This window comes from Pseudomonas sp. B22(2017) (assembly GCF_002113105.1).
Classification (GTDB): Bacteria; Pseudomonadota; Gammaproteobacteria; order Pseudomonadales; family Pseudomonadaceae; genus Aquipseudomonas; species Aquipseudomonas asiatica.
The window spans coordinates 115,098-132,577 of sequence record NZ_NEJN01000010.1; the positions used below are offsets into that span (position 1 = coordinate 115,098).

The 17,480-nt window shown below is 55.7% G+C and carries 14 protein-coding genes; 9 read left to right on the forward strand and 5 right to left on the reverse strand.

All coding sequences use genetic code 11. The annotated features are described in order from the left end of the window. Positions 1–126 precede the first annotated feature (126 nt). The 4 genes from CAG18_RS19545 to CAG18_RS19560 all read left to right on the forward strand — a co-directional run bounded on the left by CAG18_RS19545 (position 127) and on the right by CAG18_RS19560 (position 3,868). Positions 127–534 carry an RcnB family protein gene (locus CAG18_RS19545; protein ID WP_085721402.1) on the forward strand — a complete coding sequence of 136 codons (408 nt, stop codon included), beginning with the start codon at positions 127–129 and terminating at the stop codon, positions 532–534. A gap of 736 nt (positions 535–1,270) precedes the next feature. After that, entirely contained in the window at positions 1,271–1,672 is a 402-nt protein-coding gene (locus tag CAG18_RS19550) for a hypothetical protein (RefSeq protein WP_153428583.1), read from the forward strand. A 51-nt stretch (positions 1,673–1,723) separates the two neighbouring features. Beyond that, positions 1,724–3,151, forward strand: coding sequence for a hypothetical protein (locus tag CAG18_RS19555; RefSeq protein ID WP_256573406.1), 1,428 nt, complete (start codon positions 1,724–1,726; stop codon positions 3,149–3,151). Between the two features lie 189 nt (positions 3,152–3,340). Next, a complete protein-coding gene (locus CAG18_RS19560; protein ID WP_012269855.1) occupies positions 3,341–3,868 on the forward strand; it encodes a hypothetical protein in 528 nt (175 codons plus the stop codon). 101 nt (positions 3,869–3,969) lie between these two features. Here the strand turns inward: CAG18_RS19560 and CAG18_RS19565 are convergent, their stop codons facing one another. The 3 genes from CAG18_RS19565 to CAG18_RS19575 all read right to left on the reverse strand — a co-directional run bounded on the left by CAG18_RS19565 (position 3,970) and on the right by CAG18_RS19575 (position 6,918). Then, on the reverse strand, positions 3,970–4,293 hold the full coding sequence (locus tag CAG18_RS19565; RefSeq protein ID WP_010951457.1) for a hypothetical protein: 324 nt from the start codon (positions 4,291–4,293) through the stop codon (positions 3,970–3,972). A 117-nt stretch (positions 4,294–4,410) separates the two neighbouring features. Then, a complete protein-coding gene (locus CAG18_RS19570) occupies positions 4,411–5,085 on the reverse strand; it encodes a heavy metal response regulator transcription factor (RefSeq protein WP_003253420.1) in 675 nt (224 codons plus the stop codon). A 489-nt stretch (positions 5,086–5,574) separates the two neighbouring features. Next, positions 5,575–6,918: an OprD family porin gene (locus CAG18_RS19575; protein WP_003253422.1), complete on the reverse strand. Its 1,344-nt coding sequence runs from the start codon at positions 6,916–6,918 to the stop codon at positions 5,575–5,577. 404 nt (positions 6,919–7,322) lie between these two features. On the opposite strand from CAG18_RS19575, the gene CAG18_RS19580 reads away from it, so the two are divergent. From CAG18_RS19580 to CAG18_RS19600, 5 genes are all read left to right on the forward strand, one after another. Then, positions 7,323–8,594 carry a TolC family protein gene (locus CAG18_RS19580; protein WP_135002145.1) on the forward strand — a complete coding sequence of 424 codons (1,272 nt, stop codon included), beginning with the start codon at positions 7,323–7,325 and terminating at the stop codon, positions 8,592–8,594. 68 nt (positions 8,595–8,662) lie between these two features. Beyond that, the gene (locus tag CAG18_RS19585) at positions 8,663–9,913 is read left to right on the forward strand and encodes an efflux RND transporter periplasmic adaptor subunit (RefSeq protein ID WP_010951455.1); all 1,251 of its coding nucleotides are present in this window, start codon (positions 8,663–8,665) and stop codon (positions 9,911–9,913) included. Positions 9,914–9,937: 24 nt separating this feature from the next. After that, a complete protein-coding gene (locus tag CAG18_RS19590; RefSeq protein ID WP_010951454.1) occupies positions 9,938–13,099 on the forward strand; it encodes a CusA/CzcA family heavy metal efflux RND transporter in 3,162 nt (1,053 codons plus the stop codon). A 162-nt stretch (positions 13,100–13,261) separates the two neighbouring features. Further along, the gene (locus CAG18_RS19595; RefSeq protein ID WP_003253432.1) at positions 13,262–13,585 is read left to right on the forward strand and encodes a DUF2790 domain-containing protein; all 324 of its coding nucleotides are present in this window, start codon (positions 13,262–13,264) and stop codon (positions 13,583–13,585) included. Positions 13,586–13,787: 202 nt separating this feature from the next. Continuing rightward, a complete protein-coding gene (locus CAG18_RS19600; protein WP_041476521.1) occupies positions 13,788–15,785 on the forward strand; it encodes a heavy metal translocating P-type ATPase in 1,998 nt (665 codons plus the stop codon). Between the two features lie 92 nt (positions 15,786–15,877). Here the strand turns inward: CAG18_RS19600 and CAG18_RS19605 are convergent, their stop codons facing one another. Then, a complete protein-coding gene (locus CAG18_RS19605; RefSeq protein ID WP_010951451.1) occupies positions 15,878–16,102 on the reverse strand; it encodes a hypothetical protein in 225 nt (74 codons plus the stop codon). A 127-nt stretch (positions 16,103–16,229) separates the two neighbouring features. After that, on the reverse strand, positions 16,230–17,255 hold the full coding sequence (locus tag CAG18_RS19610; protein WP_010951450.1) for a hypothetical protein: 1,026 nt from the start codon (positions 17,253–17,255) through the stop codon (positions 16,230–16,232). Between the last annotated feature and the right edge of the window lie 225 nt (positions 17,256–17,480).

Below are 17,480 nucleotides of genomic sequence, written 5' to 3' on the forward strand. Positions count from 1 at the left end.
CTCAGACCTTTACCGGACCTTTACCTCTGTCCTGACATTAAGCGGGAATGATTGTGGTCTGATCAGTTAACCGAACCTGGCAGCCAGTCAGCTCCCGCCAGGCGTCAACATGCAGAGGACCGCAAAATGAAGAAAACCCTGACCGTGATCTGCGCCGCGCTCATGCTCAGCGCCCCCTTGGCCAGTTTCGCGCAGCCAGGCCCACCTGACCGGCATGATGGCGACCCATTGCACCAGGGCAACCCACCGCATGGTCAGCCACAGTACCAAGGCCGACATGATAATGGCCGCGGTCCCGCTTATCGCGACCCGAATTTCCGCCCACAACCGGGCATGCCGGTTCCGCATCAGCAGTGGCAGCGTGGCCATGTGGTTGATCCGCACTACCGCGGCGACCGTTACTGGGTGACCGACTGGAAAGCACGCCACCTGTATGCGCCACCACGTGATCACCGCTGGTTGTATGTCAACGGGGACTATGTGCTGGTGGCTATTGCCAGTGGTGTGATCGTCAACGTCCTCAGCGGTTACTGATTTCTACAGGCACTAAAAAGCCCGCTTTCGCGGGCTTTTTAGTGCCTGGCGATCTACACCGGATGTAGGTTCACAAAATAGGTGATAGGCCAGACCCCGTGAAATTGGAATCTTCGCCATTTTTTTTGTGAAATGAAGGGGTGCTTTTCACAGAAAAGCCGAGAAATCCCTACTCACCAATCACAAAAGTTGATTGGCCTGGAAAGGGCCGTTTACGACCGACGCGTGACTTTTCGGTAAGGGATGAGGAGTAGTCGCAGCGATCCTTTAGCTCCTAGTCTGGCGACCTTGGGTTCAGAATCCGACTGGCAATGCCCGCCGTCACTACTTCAGAGGAACCAGCTTCCTCTGCTGCCAAAATTGCGGGGGCTCATGCTGGTACCCAGGCCCGACAAATGCGCAGTTGCAGCCCTCAATTGCAAGGCTATCCAAAGCGGCACGCGTGTCAATCAAGATCTGATGCATGACGATGGCCGGCCTCACGGAGGTGAAACCGGAGATTCAGAATGACTAAACCGACCCCGTAGACACCAACCTCCACGAAGGCCGCTATCGACCCAAAGCTGTCCTTCAAGAAAGGCAGCTAACGGCGAGAAGCGGTCATTTTGTATCTACAGGTTTCGGGGCGATTCACTCGTCTGATGCTCAGGAGCACCAGGATGGGCGTCAAGGAGGTGGTCATCTTGAGGTGGACTATGCTGACCAGTTGCTCTCAAATCTAATCGTGAGGTCCTCCATGGCAAACCCCAATCTGCTGGCTCTATTCAGAGATGAAGTCCTTCTGACCGGGCCTGAAAGCTCCCTACCTAGCAACCTATCTCAGTTCTGGCTTGAGGAGCTCCAGAATCATCTGGAGAGGTATTTCGACGGTTTGAACTCGGAGTCAGATGCAGAAGAGAAGGATCTCGACATCTCCCTCCCACTCGCAGCGATCATCCACATCTTGTTCGCAAAAAATGGTGGGGAGGAGATATCCGAGAGCTCTGAAAAGCTGTACGAGTATTTCCAAGACTACCGGCTCGAACTGGCCCTTGAAGAGATCACGCGAAAGACTCATGTGGCTGCCGAGGCTGCAACCATTGAGACCATCTTCACCAACCGAGACGTCCTGGTGGAGCAAAGCCCCCTTCTTCAATAGGTACCTCCACCGATGCCATCGCCGGCGGGCACGCTCCGAGGCATTGATGGAATGCATTTTGACGACTGCCGAGATCAGCGAATGAAAGAAATTGCTGCGCCGATGTTCGATCTAATCGCTTTGTCGCTTCCACGAGGGTTGGGGTTTGGGGACAGCCCGCCAGTAGGGGCATGGCTTAGTGAGGACGGAATTTCTTGTGCCGCTCTAACCCGAAATATCAATTCCGGCAGCTTCGGAATTGTCACCTTGCGGCGTCGTGTCGATAGCGTGTGGGTGCTCCTCAGCCATGGTGAGTGCACCACTGGCGAGTCCGAAGCCCGCGCCTCAATCAGCCATTTTCTCTATACCCAAGCCCATCCGCTTCCACTCCCTTCAGGTGAACGACGACGTGCTCCTCTAAGCAGAATGGGTAAGCGCACACCAAGCGTGGTGTTCAAATCACTATTTGATCCAAGCCGCCGTATTGGGGCGTGGGCGCTGAATCAACTGTATCTCGCACTGCCATCCCCAGACAGAAATTGGGTTCCCGATTGCCAGACTGAGAATTTTCACACCCGCCTCTGGGAAGCCCACCTATTAGCGATTTTTCGTGAACAGGGACTCTTGGTCATCCAGCCTAAAGAATCACCCGATTTTCACATCGAGAATAGGCTGGGAGATGAGGCCTGGGTTGAAGCAGTGACAGCCAACCCGGAAGAGCGGTATGAGCATTTTGGCGCCTCGCCGGTCCCCCCACCCGCTGACCGACATGAGCGTTTCTTAGGAGCGGCTGCAGAAAGGTTTGCGAGGACCATCCAAAACAAATTGGACAAGCGTTACGAATCCCTACCGCACGTGGAGGGTAAGCCGCTCATTCTGGCCTTAGCCGATTTCCATGCGCCCAGTTCAATGCTGTGGAGCAGGGAGTCGCTCATCAGCTATCTCTATGGCTTTGCAGTTCACTCATCTGCGCATCGTGGTACGCACCTGATAACTGTGGAGGAAGAGACATCTCTGCTATCAGGGCGCCCCAACGGCCTATTTACGCTAATGGAAAATGCCCATCTTTCAGCGGTCATTTTCACCAATGCCTGCACAGTGCCAAAGCTCAGCCGAGTGCCGATCTCAGGTGGAGCTCATCTAGACGGGTACCGATACTTGCGGTTTGGTGAGTTTTTCGACCGTTCTCCGGGAGCATCACGAGGTATCCCATTTCTGTTGGATGTAGCGTCCAGCGACTACGGTCAGCTCTGGCCGCAATATGGCTACGATCCGTGGTCTGCTGAAGTGGAGGTATTCCATAACCCTATGGCACTATACCCGGTGCCTAATGAGTTGATACCAGAAGTCACCCACTGGAGAGAAGTAAACGGAAGAGTCGAGTGCGAATCTTTCTTTGATGTATCCATACTCCGATCCAGAACACTCGTCCTCAGTGCAAACGCTAAGGTTCCGTCACTCGATGAGTTGCTGACAGCAGCCAGTCCTCCAGAGCTCTGACGGCGGCGGGGTGGCCGCATCGTTGCCACGCAGGTAGATGAGAATTTCTCAGCAAGCTACCCAGCCAGGGGAAGGACATGAGATCCCCTGCGCAATTCAGGACCGTTGAAGCGTCACCTCTCTTCGGGTAAAAGCATGACCGTCATACAACGCTACAACAGCGTCATACCCGAGAGCATAGGAAGAAAAATGTCGATCCAAGGACTAAAACGATACTTTGGAAACAAGATTCACGCAGTGATAATGATGGCCCCGCTTAAGCGGGAAATGATACGCCTCGGCATATGCACCCTTATGGCGATTATTCTGAATATCATCTTGTATACCGGCGTTGAAGTAGACGGCACCATCAAGCCGTGGGCAGAAACCCCGATAAAACTGTTTGCATCGTCGATGTTATTCGCCTTCATGATCAAGGCTTTTCTGCCAGTTCTCGGCTGGACGATACTGAAAGCAATGCTGTTGAGTGCGAACAATGCCTTCAGCGGCATACTGAGTTTTTTGGGCAATCAGTTCACAGGCGTCATGTACTGTACCGGAATTATTATGGGTTCTATCACGATTAAATTGTATATGGTTTCCGGGGTTTTAGACTCTGAGTTTGCTTATCTGTCCGCAATCGTATTTGCTTCCGGGGTTTTATATTTCTATGTGCTGCAATGCGCCATTCAAAAAACAATGAGTCCGGCCCTGCGTACACCAGCAGTACCGCGTTAAACCACTAGGCTGTGACTATTCATCTCTGGTGCTCAGTAGGCGCTCGCTCTGCTGAACCCTCACCCATACACAACCATTAATGGACTGGCCCGCCTTCGACTTTATGAAGAAGGCGAGCGAGCACGTGACTGATTGCGCATGTATTCCGAGATGAGACTTTCGAAATTGATGTCCGCCTCCTCAACGAGAATATTGACGTGACAGTACAGCTCTTCAGGACCTCTGAGATAATTGAAAATCCTTGATCTAACGATGCCGCAAACCCCTTCTTTGACCGCCGTAGAGGGGAGGTTGATAACATCGCCAACGCACGGGATAAGAGCTAGGCCATGGTCGCTGTTGAAGACAATGTCAGCTGGACAGGCATCAATGCTGGCATCGGATTGTCCTTGCGAAACCTGCTGATAATCAATGCTATACCTCATGTACAGCCTACCTCATTTGTTGAGTGAGGAATCAGCGCCGCGGATCGTAAACAGAAACCTCAAGTTCGCAAGCGACGGGAGCATGTAGCGGATTTTCGGTACTAGAGAGCTTGGCAACTATCGTTTTTCAAGCACATACCCTACGCCCCGAAGCGTATGTATCAGTTTGGTCTCGAAAGGGTCATCTATCTTGGCTCTGAGTCTTCGAATCGACACCTCTACAACGTTTGTGTCGCAGTCAAAATTCATATCCCAAACCTGCGAAATAATTTGGGTGCGGCTCAGCACCACACCGGTATTACGCATCAGGTAATGCAGTAACGCGAATTCTTTCGTGGTCAGGTCAATGCGCTGACCGTCCCTGAATGCCCTGTGCCGGCTCTGATCAAGCTCCAGGTCAGCGACGCGAATGACCTCTACGGATGCAGGGTGATCTGACCTGCGCATCAAGGCGCGAACCCGGGCCAGCAGCTCAGGGAACTCAAATGGCTTGATCAGGTAGTCATCTGCTCCGTTCTCCAGCCCCCGGACCTTATCCGCCAGCCGGCTTCTCGCCGTCAGCATCATGATACGGGAAGGGCAGTTTTTACGACGCAACAACTCAAGGACCTGCCAACCGTCCATCTCTGGCAGATTTATATCCAGGATAATCAGCTCATATTCGTGCTGCTTAGCCAAGAATAATCCATCTGACCCGGTGTGGACGCAATCTACGACATAGCCACATTCCGTCAGACCTTGACGCACATACTCCGCAGTTTTTACTTCATCCTCAATTACCAGAATTCGCATGGGATTTTGTCTCGATATCACTGAGCAATTAACCGCGCACGCGCGCCGGCATTATTGAAAGGGATGGTAAATCAAAATGAGCGTGCCGGGGCTCAAATGACGGATTTGTAATTTCTAGGTAATACAGTTGATAGTCTGGCGGTATATCTTGTCGCGGTTTGGGTTTGACAGTTGCGGGCCCTCTCTCCAGCAGGTGATTTGACCTTATGAAGTATTGGGTTATTTTCTTCTTTGTGCTGGCTTCGTTCCGCTCAGATGACGGCGAGGTCGCTCACATTGAAGAGACTGGTCATTGGTGTAGTCATGAACTTCACCGGCATGCGATGCGTACAATCGAACGCCTACTTGAATTTTAGGCAAAAAAAAGGCGCCCAATGGGCGCCAAATATCCACCTTTTACCAAAGGAGCACTTAAGCCACTCAAGGTGAATGCGTAATGCTCGTTTTACTAACAGGACCCGCCAATGGATAACTGGCCCAGTTAGCGAATTACAGAATCGAAAGCGGGTACTCGATGATTACACGAGTTTCATCCAGATCCGATTCGAAAGCAGTGGCACGCGTGGTTGCCTGGCGCAACCGGAAGGACAGATCTTTTGCCGGACCGGTTTGGACAACGTATTTGACTTCGACGTCACGCTCCCAACGCTTCTGATTGTCGAGCGGGTTGCCGTTGTCGTCGGTGCGCATGTAGAACTGGTTAGCGTTCGAGTAATCCGCACCCGAGCCTCTGGCGTAGCGCGTCATGAACGTCAGGCCTGGAATGCCGTAGCTGGTGAAGTTCAGGTCATAGCGCAGCATCCAGGAACGCTCTTTCGGCGAGTTGAAGTCGCTGTACTGGATGGAGTTGTCGACGAAAATCGAGTCCGACTGACGCAGGTAGTCGAAATCGTCGTCGCCGTTGTTGCGCTGATGCGACAGGGCCAGGGTGTGGGCACCGTAACGCACACCGACCTTGGCACTCCAGATGTTGTTGTCGAATTCACCCAGGCGCTTCTTACCTTCATCTACGGCTTTGTAGTAGTTGAAGCCACCGATCAGCGCCAGATCGTCGCTCAGCGGGTAAACCACGCTTGTGCCGGCGTAGTACTGATTCCAGACGTCTTTCAGCTGGCTGGCGTAGACGCTCACAGTCCAGTTGTCGTTGATCGAGTAGTCACCGCCACCGTAACCGATCCATGGCGAGTTGACCGGGCCGCCGTAGAACGTCACGAAGTTGTCGTTCAGGTTGCTTGAGACCGGCTGGCTCATCGCATGCAGACGACCACCCTGGAGGGTAAGGCCCTGGATGCTGGTGTTCTCAACGGTCACACCGCGGAAACTCTCTGGCAGCAGGCGAGAGTCACCCGATGCGACGACCGGGGTCGATGGGAAGACATCACCCACTTTCACGATGGTATCGAACAAGCGGACTTTGGCTGCGCCGCCGACCTTGGTGTATTCGTCGCGAGCTTCACCCTTGTTATCAACGGGCAGCACGTCGAAGGAGCTACGGCCGCCGTTGCGCCCATCACCGGTGTCGAGCTTGAGGCCGATCATGGCAAAGGCATCAACGCCAAAGCCAACGGTACCTTGGGTAAACCCGGAGTTGAATTTGCTGATGATCGCGTGCGCCCAGGCTTCGGAGTAGCCGTTCGTATTGCCCTTGCCACTGTTGTAAGTGGGGGCGGTGCTGTCGCGGTTATCACGGTTGAAGTAGAAGTTACGGTTCAACACTGTAAGGCTGCTGCCTTCAATGAAGCCTTCTGGCTTGTCTTCAGCTTGTGCCGAAATAGCATAGCTTCCAGACAGCGCAGAAACTGCCGCCAAATACAGTGGTACTTTGATTTTCATCCGATGCTCCTTTGATTCACGGCAGTTTTTATTATGTTTACCGGCGCGGGTGTCGTTAGTTGTTCTGACCCGGCGGCGCGCCTAGCGTAGCGCGAGCTCATATTTGCAGGCCGAAGATAACGGGAGGGTGATAGGACAATTACAATTTCGTCATCTACCTGTTATTCGGCACCTTCGCACCGCGTGTTTGCCATCTCTGTTGCTTGTATCGAAATCATCGTGTCGGGTTGGGTTTCCCAGTATTTACGGGCATTACAAAGCTTTCTTACGAAATTGTAATTTTCTAGCCACCCCTCTGATAGCTACCGCTCATTAGAGTGCCATCACCTAATCAAGTGGGGCTTGGCAGCTGTTTCGGCGTTCTCGCCAAGCTTTATCGAAGTTTGTGCACGAGGACCATCAAAGTGCCCCGGTATAACCGCAATGTCTTACCCAAGACCCCCGTCTCGCCCTGGAAGATCGCTGCACTCTGTGCAGTCATCTCTGGGTTGATGGCGCCTGCAGCCCTTGCCCAAAGCATCAGCTTGCCCCAGGCGCTTTCGACGGCCATGGATGCCAACCCAGACCTGGCCGCGGCCAGGCAAGAAATTGGGATCGCTGATGGTGCTCGCAAGCAGGCCGGGCTTATCCCCAACCCCACAATCTCGTATGACGTGGAAGACACCCGTCGTAACACCAGCCAGACGACTGTCTCTCTCAGCCAGACCCTTGAGCTGGGCGGTAAGCGGGGGGCTCGTGTTGACGTCGCCACATACGGGCAGACCGCCGCACAGCTTGAGTTAGACCGTCGCGTTAACGGCCTGCGTGCAGATGTCGTCCAAGCCTTTTACGCCGCGTTGCGGGCCCAGACAGGTCTCGACCTGGCCAAGCAATCTCTCGAACTGACTGAGCGCGGTCTTCGCATCGTCGATGGCCGTGTTCGCGCAGGTAAGTCGTCCCCAGTGGAGGCGACCCGCGCTCAAGTGCAACTGGCCGAAGCCCAGCTGCAAGTTCGACGTGCAGAAACGGAAAAAGCGACCGCTTACCAACAGCTCGCTCAAATTACCGGGAGCTCAGTCACCGTGTTTGATCGACTCGAATCGCCAACCCTCTCCCCGGGCTTGCCACCTCGCACTGAAGATCTGCTGGCTAAGCTCGACCAAACAGCAGAAATGCGTCAGGCCGTGGTGCAGATAGACAAGAGCGATGCCTCGCTCGGCTCAGAGAAAGCTCAGCGTATCCCGAACCTTACTGTCAGTGTAGGTAGCCAGTACGACCGCTCTGTGCGCGAGCGGGTCAACACTGTGGGCCTGTCTATCCCTTTGCCGCTGTTCGATCGTAACCAGGGCAACATTCTTTCCGCTTCTCGTCGTGCAGATCAGGCCCGGGACCAGCGCAATGCTGTTGAGCTGCGCCTGCGCACCGAAACCCAAACCGCGTTGAACCAATGGTCCACCGCCATGCAGGAGGTCGAGTCCTACGACAAGACCATTCTGCCTTCAGCCCAACAAGCCGTAGAGACCGCAACCCGCGGCTTCGAGATGGGCAAATTCGGTTTCATCGAAGTGCTGGATGCCCAGCGCACCTTGATCGTCGCTCGTGGCCAATACCTCGAATCGTTGGCAGCGGCGACCAATGCGCGTGCGCAGGTGGAAAGGGTTTATGGCGAAGTCGGCTCAACCGCCGGCACTCGCTGAACGGGCCAAACATTTTCTTCGGCACACAGCCTTGAACAAGCCGGTGCCTACGATCAGCAGGAGTAGCAATGGATAACAAACGCAAGATCGCCCTCGCGGTAGCCGCTGTGGCAGCCCTCGGATTTGGCAGCCTTGCCTGGAACAACAGTTCCGGACAGCAGGCCGCCAGTACTGCCGAGCATGGCGCTAACGATGGCCATGGCGACGAAAAGAAAGCCGCATCTGCCGCCAAAGAGGAAGGTGATGAGGGCCATGGTGAAGAAGGCCACAGCGAAGAGGGCGGTGAAGAAGAGGGCAAGCTGACGCTCAGCGCTGAACAGATCAAGGCCGCTGGTGTTGCCCTGGAAGCTGCAGCGCCTCGTGACCTCGGTACCGTCGTGAGCTTCCCTGGCGAAATTCGCTTCGACGAAGATCGTACTGCCCACGTGGTTCCTCGTGTTCCTGGCGTTGTTGAGGCTGTCCAGGCCAACCTGGGCGAGACGGTCAAGAAAGGGCAAGTCCTCGCGGTAATCGCCAGCCAGCAGATCTCTGACCTGCGCAGCGAACAACAGGCCGCACAGCGTCGCGTCGAACTGGCGCGTGTGACCTTCGAACGTGAGAAGCAACTGTGGCAGGACAAGATCTCTGCAGAGCAAGACTACCTCCAAGCACGCCAAGCGCTGCAAGAAGCGGAGATCTCCTTGGCCAACGCCAAGCAGAAGGTCGGCGCAATCGGTGCCTCGGTTAACTCCGTTGGCGGTAATCGTTACGAGCTCCGCGCTCCCTTCGACGCCGTGGTAGTGGAGAAACACCTGACCGTCGGCGAAGTCGTCAGCGAGGCGACCAACGCCTTCATCCTTTCCGACCTGAATCAGGTCTGGGCGACCTTCGCAGTTCCGCCGACAGATCTGGGCAAGGTCACGACTGGCCGTGCAGTGAAAGTCTCTTCGCCTGACATGAACGTCGAGGTCGAAGGGAAGGTGGGTTATGTCGGCAGCCTGCTGGGCGAGCAAAACCGTGCAGCTACTGTCCGCGTCACCTTGACCAACCCCAACGGCGCCTGGCGTCCAGGCCTGTTCGTAAACATTGCGGTCACCTCCCAGACCGATCGAGTTGCCGTAGCGGTCCCTGAGCACGCTGTGCAGACCGTTGAAGACAAACCTTCGGTATTCGTACGCACCCCAGATGGCTTTGACACCCGCCCGGTAAAACTGGGTCGCCGCGACAATGGGTACGTGGAAATCATCGACGGTATTGAAGCCGGCGCCCAGGTAGCAACCAGTGGCAGCTTCACACTCAAGTCCGAGCTCGGCAAAGCTTCTGCCGAACACGGTCACTGATGCGAACTGACAGGATGATTTCTCATGTTTGAACGTATCATCAGATTCGCCATCGAGCAGCGCATCGTAGTAATGATCGCCGTTCTGATCATGGCGGGTATCGGTATCTACAGCTATCAAAAGCTGCCCATCGATGCGGTACCCGATATCACCAACGTCCAGGTGCAGATCAACACTGCAGCGCCTGGTTACTCGCCCTTGGAAACCGAACAACGGATCACGTTTCCAGTTGAAACGGCCATGGCCGGTCTCCCGGGCCTTCAGCAGACCCGTTCCCTGTCTCGCTCTGGCCTGTCTCAGGTCACCGTGATCTTCAAGGATGGCACTGACATCTTCTTTGCCCGCCAGTTGATCAACGAGCGGCTGCAGGTTGCGAAGGAACAGCTGCCAGAAGGTGTAGAGGCCGTCATGGGTCCGGTATCTACCGGCCTCGGCGAGATCTTCCTGTGGACTGTTGAAGCCGAAGATGGCGCGGTCAAAGAGGACGGTACGCCGTACACCCCGACCGACCTGCGCGTGATCCAGGACTGGATCATCAAGCCTCAGCTGCGTAACGTCCCGGGTGTGGCCGAGATCAATACCATCGGCGGTTATGCCAAGCAGTTCCTGGTTGCGCCGGATCCAAAGCGCCTGGCTACCTACAAGCTGACACTCAATGACCTGGTCGCAGCGTTGGAAAGTAACAACGCCAACGTCGGTGCCGGCTACATCGAGCGTAATGGTGAACAGTTGCTCATCCGTGCACCGGGTCAGGTAGGCAATATCGAAGACATCGCCAACATCGTGATCACCAGTGTGGATGGTGCACCGATTCGCATCAGCAGCGTTGCTGACGTCAGCATCGGTAAAGAGCTCCGTACAGGTGCTGCTACTGAGAACGGCCGCGAAGTCGTGCTCGGTACCGTGTTCATGCTGATTGGTGAAAACAGCCGCACCGTATCTCAAGCTGTCGCCGCCAAATTGGCGGACATCAACCGCACCCTGCCAAAGGGCGTGGTGGCTGTGACTGTTTACGACCGTACCAACCTGGTTGAAAAAGCCATCGCGACGGTGAAGAAGAACCTGGTGGAAGGCGCGATCCTGGTTATCGCCATTCTGTTCCTGTTCCTCGGCAACATCCGTGCGGCTCTGATCACCGCGATGGTGATTCCGCTGTCCATGCTGTTCACCTTCACAGGCATGTTCAACAACAAGGTCAGTGCCAACTTAATGAGTTTGGGGGCACTCGACTTCGGCATCATCGTCGACGGTGCCGTGGTTATTGTAGAAAACGCGATCCGTCGACTGGCTCATGCGCAACATAAGCATGGCCGCATGCTCACCAAAACCGAACGCTTCCACGAGGTCTTTGCCGCGGCGCGAGAAGCTCGCCGGCCGCTGATCTTCGGTCAGCTGATCATCATGGTGGTGTACCTGCCGATCTTCGCCCTCACCGGCGTCGAAGGCAAAATGTTCCACCCGATGGCCTTCACCGTTGTGATGGCGCTGCTGGGTGCAATGGTCCTGTCCGTTACCTTTGTTCCTGCAGCTATTGCCATGTTCGTCACTGGCAAGGTGAAGGAAGAGGAAGGCGTGGTCATGCGCACAGCTCGACTGCGCTATGAACCGGTTCTGCAATGGGTGCTGGGACATCGGAACATCGCTTTCTCGGCCGCAGTAGCCTTGGTCGTGCTCAGTGGTTTGCTGGCAAGTCGTATGGGTAGCGAGTTCATCCCAAGCCTCAGTGAGGGTGACTTTGCGATGCAGGCCATGCGTGTGCCTGGAACGAGCCTCACTCAATCTGTCGAGATGCAGCAGCGTCTGGAGAAAGCGGTGATTGCGCAGGTGCCTGAAGTTGAGCGGATGTTCGCACGCTCGGGTACCGCAGAAATTGCATCTGACCCGATGCCGCCGAACGCCTCTGACGCCTACATCATGCTCAAGCCTCAGGATCAGTGGCCTAACCCGAAGAAGCCTCGTGATGAGCTGATTGCTGAAGTGCAGAAGGCCGCAGCGGGTGTTCCAGGAAGCAACTACGAGTTGTCGCAGCCAATCCAACTGCGTTTCAACGAGCTGATTTCGGGCGTGCGTAGTGACGTCGCTGTGAAAGTCTTCGGCGATGACATGGACGTGCTCAACAACACCGCCAACAAGATCGCGGCAGCGCTCAAAGCGGTCCCGGGCTCATCGGAAGTGAAAGTTGAGCAGACATCCGGCCTGCCGGTGCTGACCATCAACATTGACCGCGAAAAAGCAGCACGCTACGGCCTGAACATCGCGGATGTTCAGAACTCGATCGCTATCGCCGTGGGTGGCCGTCAGGCCGGCACGCTGTATGAGGGCGACCGTCGGTTCGACATGGTAGTACGCCTACCAGAGACCGTTCGCACCGACGTAGCGGGTATGTCCAGCTTGCTGATCCCGGTACCTGCCAATGCGGCACAGGGTGCCAATCAGATCGGCTTCATCCCGCTGTCCCAGGTCGCCAATCTGGACCTGCAACTGGGCCCGAACCAAATCAGCCGCGAGAACGGCAAACGTCTGGTTATCGTCAGCGCCAACGTTCGAGGCCGCGATCTGGGGTCCTTCGTTGAGGAGGCGACCGCATCGCTGGACAAGAAGGTGCAAATCCCTGCGGGCTACTGGACGACTTGGGGGGGCCAGTTCGAGCAGCTGCAGTCGGCTGCCAAACGCCTGCAGATCGTTGTTCCAGTCGCCTTGCTGCTGGTCATGACCTTGTTGTTCCTGATGTTCAACAACCTGAAGGACGGCATGCTGGTCTTCACCGGTATTCCATTCGCACTCACCGGTGGTGTTGTGGCGTTGTGGCTGCGGGACATCCCACTGTCGATCTCGGCAGGTGTCGGCTTCATTGCACTGTCCGGCGTTGCAGTACTGAACGGCCTGGTGATGATTGCCTTCATCCGCGGGCTAAGGGAGGAGGGACGAACGCTCAGACAGGCAGTCGATGAAGGTGCATTGACCCGTCTGCGACCTGTTCTGATGACAGCCTTGGTAGCGTCCCTGGGCTTCATCCCGATGGCTTTGGCCACCGGCACCGGTGCCGAAGTTCAGCGGCCATTGGCGACGGTGGTGATTGGCGGGATCCTGTCCTCCACCGCACTGACCTTGCTGGTACTGCCTGCCCTGTATCACTGGGCACACCGCAAGGATGAAGACGGCGACGAGGCCGAAGTGGTTAGCTAACAGCCTCCGCTAAAGAGAAGCCCACAACACGTGTTGTGGGCTTTTTTGTTTAAAGTGAAGTAGATGCACTTACCTTTCAAAATTGTAAGTTTCTCGTCATGCCGGTGATGCCTATGCATTGCTAAGGTTACGCCCGAGAAGTTTTGAAATTGAGAGGGTTTTATGAAAAAGCTAATTATCGCTGCTGCACTTGTTGTTTTCTCGGTGGCTTCGCAGGCCAACACTTTCTCCGAGAGCAAGCAGCTTCAATACACCAAGGAACACCAGACCGCAGTGGCCAAGTACGCGGAGAAAAATGGCAAGCCAATGCCAGAGATTCAGGATTACAAATATGGCATGAAGATAGACGTTGCGAAATTCGTACGTCAGTCGCAGGACCCCCGTACCTGCCAGGTCTATCCACGGTTGATGACCTTCGAGGACTCCCAGGGCACGCTCAAGACTGTTCGTTACTCGATGTATTCGCAATGCATCAACAACAAGTAGTAAACGATTTGAACAGAACAATTAGAGAATTCATAAATGCCAGGCAGTGCCTGGCATTTTTTATTACGCCCGATACCCCATAGCTTCGAAATGTTAACGCCTGGGCTCGGGCAAACCGTGCAATAGATCTTAGCCAACCAACAGAGACGGCTCCCCAACTGCAGAGGGCAATTGGAAGCCTTGACCCCAGAAGGGACGAGTTATGAAGAGTTTGCTTGAACGCCCTGATGACCAAGCCGGGCATGAAGGTCATAGCCATGAGCATGGCGGCATTTTTGGAATGAACACAGAGCTGATTTTCGCGCTGATCTGTGGTGCTCTCCTGGGTGCCGGAGCTCTCGCAGGAAAACTTGGCCTGATTGATCGTCTGCCTCTGATTCTGTACGTGTCGGCCTACGTGTTCGGTGGATGGTTCACCACTAAGGAAGCGGTTACCAACATCCGTCAGAAACGCTTCGAGATCGACTCGCTGATGCTTCTCGCCGCAGTCGGTGCCGCGAGCATCGGCGCCTGGGCGGAGGGGGCTCTGCTGCTGTTCCTGTTCAGTCTGGGGCATTCCCTTGAAAGCTACGCGATGGGGCGGGCCAAGAAAGCGATTGAGGCACTGTCCAAGCTCGCACCAGCCACCGCGATCGTACGCAGAGCAAATGGCACGGTGGAGATGCCCGTGGAGCTGCTGGTTCCCGGTGACGTTGTCATCGTGCGCCCCAATGACCGCCTGCCGGCCGATGGTTTTGTAGTCGTAGGCTCCTCAAGTATCAACCAGGCGCCAGTAACCGGTGAGAGCGTCCCCGTGGACAAGCAACCTGTTCCTGATGCCGAACTCGCACGCAGCAAGCCAGATGCAGTGGATGCAGCCTCGAAAGTCTTCGCCGGTACCATCAATGGCGAAACGCTCATCGAGGTTGAGGTAACCCGGCGCTCTACGGAGAGTACCTTGGCGCGGGTCATCAAGATGGTCAGTGAAGCCGAAGTCAGGAAGTCACCGACCCAGCGATTCACGGACCGCTTCCAACGCATATTCGTCCCGTTGGTTTTACTGCTGGTAGTCGGGCTGCTATTTGCCGGCATTTTCCTTGACGAGCCGTTCCGTGACTCGTTCTACCGGGCGATGGCCGTACTGGTTGCAGCCAGCCCCTGCGCGCTCGCGATCGCTACACCAAGCGCCATTCTCTCTGGCATCGCCAGGGCAGCCCGAGGTGGCGTGCTGATCAAGGGCGGTGCGCCACTTGAAGAGCTTGGATCATTGAATGCCATGGCATTCGACAAGACCGGTACCCTGACCGAAGGGCGCCCACGTATCACCGATGTAATACCCATAGGCGGCACGCAGATCGAGGATCTGCTAAACGTCGCCATCGCTGTGGAGTCGATGAGCGACCATCCGCTGGCTGCGGCAATTGTGCGTGACGGTGAAGAGATGATTGGCACACGGTGCCGATTCCAAGCCAAGAACATGAGCAACATGATTGGCCGCGGCGTGCGTGCTGAGCTTGATGGGCAGTTCGTCTGGATTGGCAAGGTCGAGATGTTCGGTACCAATGGTATTCCCGCACTCAGCAAGGCAGCCCTGGAGGCTGCGGAGCGTCTACGTCAGTCAGGCCGTACCACCATGGTGGTACGGCGTGCTGACAAGGATCTGGGCGCTATCGGGCTATTGGACACACCCCGGGAGGGGGCCAAAGAGGCACTCCAGAAGCTTAGAGAGATGGGCATCGAACGCATGGTCATGATTTCTGGAGACCACAACCGCGTTGCAGAGGCTGTAGCCAAACAAGTTGGCTTAGATGAAGCGTGGGGAGACCTGATGCCGGAAGACAAGGTCAAGGCCATCAAAAACCTGCGCCTTAGCGCCAAGGTGGCCATGGTGGGTGACGGCGTCAATGATGCCCCTGCCATGGCCAGTTCGAGCGTTGGTATCGCAATGGGGGCTGCTGGATCTGATGTTGCCCTGGAAACGGCTGATATCGCGCTTATGGCTGACGACATCAGGCAACTCCCATTTGCGGTGGGGCTGAGCCGTCACACGCGATCGATCATCCACCAGAATCTGTTCGTCAGCTTGGGGATTGTGGCCATCCTGGTTCCGTCCACCATCATGGGCTTGAGCATTGGTGCCGCTGTTGCGATCCATGAGGGCTCCACACTGTTGGTCGTCTTCAACGCCTTGCGCCTGTTGGCCTACCGCAGAAGCACCTGATCCCTGAGCTTCAATCATGAAGCTAAGCAGGGAAATGACCTGAAGTAGAAGTACGGGTCGTGCGCGATCAGCGCACGACCCGTACTTTTCTCTCACTCGTCGATCCCGATGCGCTTGAGGCTTTCAAGGGCCTTTCCGCACTCAGGTGAGCCATGCCGTAAGCCGCAGGCCAATGCAGCTTTGAGGCTCATGACACCGGCTACGAAACCGACTTGATTGCCGACTCCGTGTCCGTCCGCAAATCCCTGATCATACGCAATCTCGACAAGCGCATTGATCGCCGCCAGGGTGTCCTGTTTGTTTTTACTCTTTTGCATATCTACTCCGCGAGCATTCAGCTCATATCGCTCGGTTAGGTGGCGGCGCCTTCAGGTTTGGGGTGAGCGAATCCCGCTCCCATAGCCAATCCCTAACGGGGGGCTCAGCCCGCCACCGTAAGGAAAATCAGCTATTGAGAGCAGATGACTCGTTTTGGTCACCCGTGCTGCTCGCCTCACCGCATTGGCACTGAGTGGGTACATCCGGGTAGTCGCTGTGATTCTCAATGAACAGCGTTCGGCAGGTTTCGCACCCATAGATCCGGGGCAGGGATTTAAGGCCGCTCGGAAGCACGTCACTCAGAGGCTCGTTATGCCAAGGAGCCCCGTCAAGGATTCTTGAACGCAGGATGTTTCCCAGGCGCCAGGTGTCACTTTGTGCGCGCCAGGACCACATCGGCGCAGAAAGCGAATACTGGATGAAGGTCTCTTGTGACTGCCTGGATAGCGGGTACTTGGGGCGGGTCCAGCCGGAATCGATGATGCTGAACCCCATGCCCATTTCTGCGCTCGGGTGGGTCTTTTCACCAAAGAAACGGTCATGCGTCGCTGGAGCCGTCGCATGATGGTCAGTCGGTGGGAATACCCACAGATAACACTCATCCCGGTTGACCATGCTGATGAGCTCGCTTGGCCCCCGCATGGGGGAATTTGCAGCCAGGGCGAAGCGATCCTTCCACGACATTTTGGGAGGCGGCGCAATACCAGCAGCGATGGCCAACGTGGCAGTCTTGGGGACGAAGCGATCGCCTAGCTCGTTCAGATCCAGGTTCTTGCAGAGAGCCTTGAAGGCCTTTTTGCGAGTCTTCGAGCTGAAGGAGGGGTCAAGGAGCAGGCGAACCTGGTTCACGCCGATTCCCGCAGTTCGTAGCACCTCAATGACTTCTTCAGCCACACCGACTGCTTGAAGATCGGTCAATCCTAAGCACGTTTTCGCCCGCTCGACCGCCGCGTAGAGGTTGTACTGCCGTGTCTCGTTGTCACGACAGACCTGAATTGGCAGCTTGTCTTGGATGGCAACTTGCGGTGCAACGGAGCCGATGGCCGCGTGGAACAGCTGGTGGAGGTGCAGATGAGAGTACGGGCGGCCAGAAGCCGAGAACGAGGCGTGCAGCTGAGCAGCGAGAGGTTGAAGCAGCTTTTTTGCAGGCATGACTATCCCCTAATGAGCGACGTTGGGGTAGCTGCGCTTGTAGGGCCGTTAGACGCGAAGCTGGACGTCGAATCAGGTTCAATCATGAATAGGAGTCAGGTTTGATTTGCTTGCACGGCCACCATGCAAAGCCCGACGCGGCAATCACATCAGATTCGCCGAGCTTTGGCAAGAGCGGTCATCGGTAAGCGAAAGCAGGTAGGAGGAGGGCGCTCCATGCTTGAT

Coding starts and splice junctions, on each gene's coding strand:
- CAG18_RS19545 (WP_085721402.1), top strand. CDS start 127: ATGAAGAAAACCCTGACCGTGATCTGCGCCGCGCTCATGCTCAGCGCC.
- CAG18_RS19550 (WP_153428583.1), top strand. CDS start 1,271: ATGGCAAACCCCAATCTGCTGGCTCTATTCAGAGATGAAGTCCTTCTG.
- CAG18_RS19555 (WP_256573406.1), top strand. CDS start 1,724: ATGCATTTTGACGACTGCCGAGATCAGCGAATGAAAGAAATTGCTGCG.
- CAG18_RS19560 (WP_012269855.1), top strand. CDS start 3,341: ATGTCGATCCAAGGACTAAAACGATACTTTGGAAACAAGATTCACGCA.
- CAG18_RS19565 (WP_010951457.1), bottom strand. CDS start 4,293: ATGAGGTATAGCATTGATTATCAGCAGGTTTCGCAAGGACAATCCGAT.
- CAG18_RS19570 (WP_003253420.1), bottom strand. CDS start 5,085: ATGCGAATTCTGGTAATTGAGGATGAAGTAAAAACTGCGGAGTATGTG.
- CAG18_RS19575 (WP_003253422.1), bottom strand. CDS start 6,918: ATGAAAATCAAAGTACCACTGTATTTGGCGGCAGTTTCTGCGCTGTCT.
- CAG18_RS19585 (WP_010951455.1), top strand. CDS start 8,663: ATGGATAACAAACGCAAGATCGCCCTCGCGGTAGCCGCTGTGGCAGCC.
- CAG18_RS19590 (WP_010951454.1), top strand. CDS start 9,938: ATGTTTGAACGTATCATCAGATTCGCCATCGAGCAGCGCATCGTAGTA.
- CAG18_RS19595 (WP_003253432.1), top strand. CDS start 13,262: ATGAAAAAGCTAATTATCGCTGCTGCACTTGTTGTTTTCTCGGTGGCT.
- CAG18_RS19600 (WP_041476521.1), top strand. CDS start 13,788: ATGAAGAGTTTGCTTGAACGCCCTGATGACCAAGCCGGGCATGAAGGT.
- CAG18_RS19605 (WP_010951451.1), bottom strand. CDS start 16,102: ATGCAAAAGAGTAAAAACAAACAGGACACCCTGGCGGCGATCAATGCG.
- CAG18_RS19610 (WP_010951450.1), bottom strand. CDS start 17,255: ATGCCTGCAAAAAAGCTGCTTCAACCTCTCGCTGCTCAGCTGCACGCC.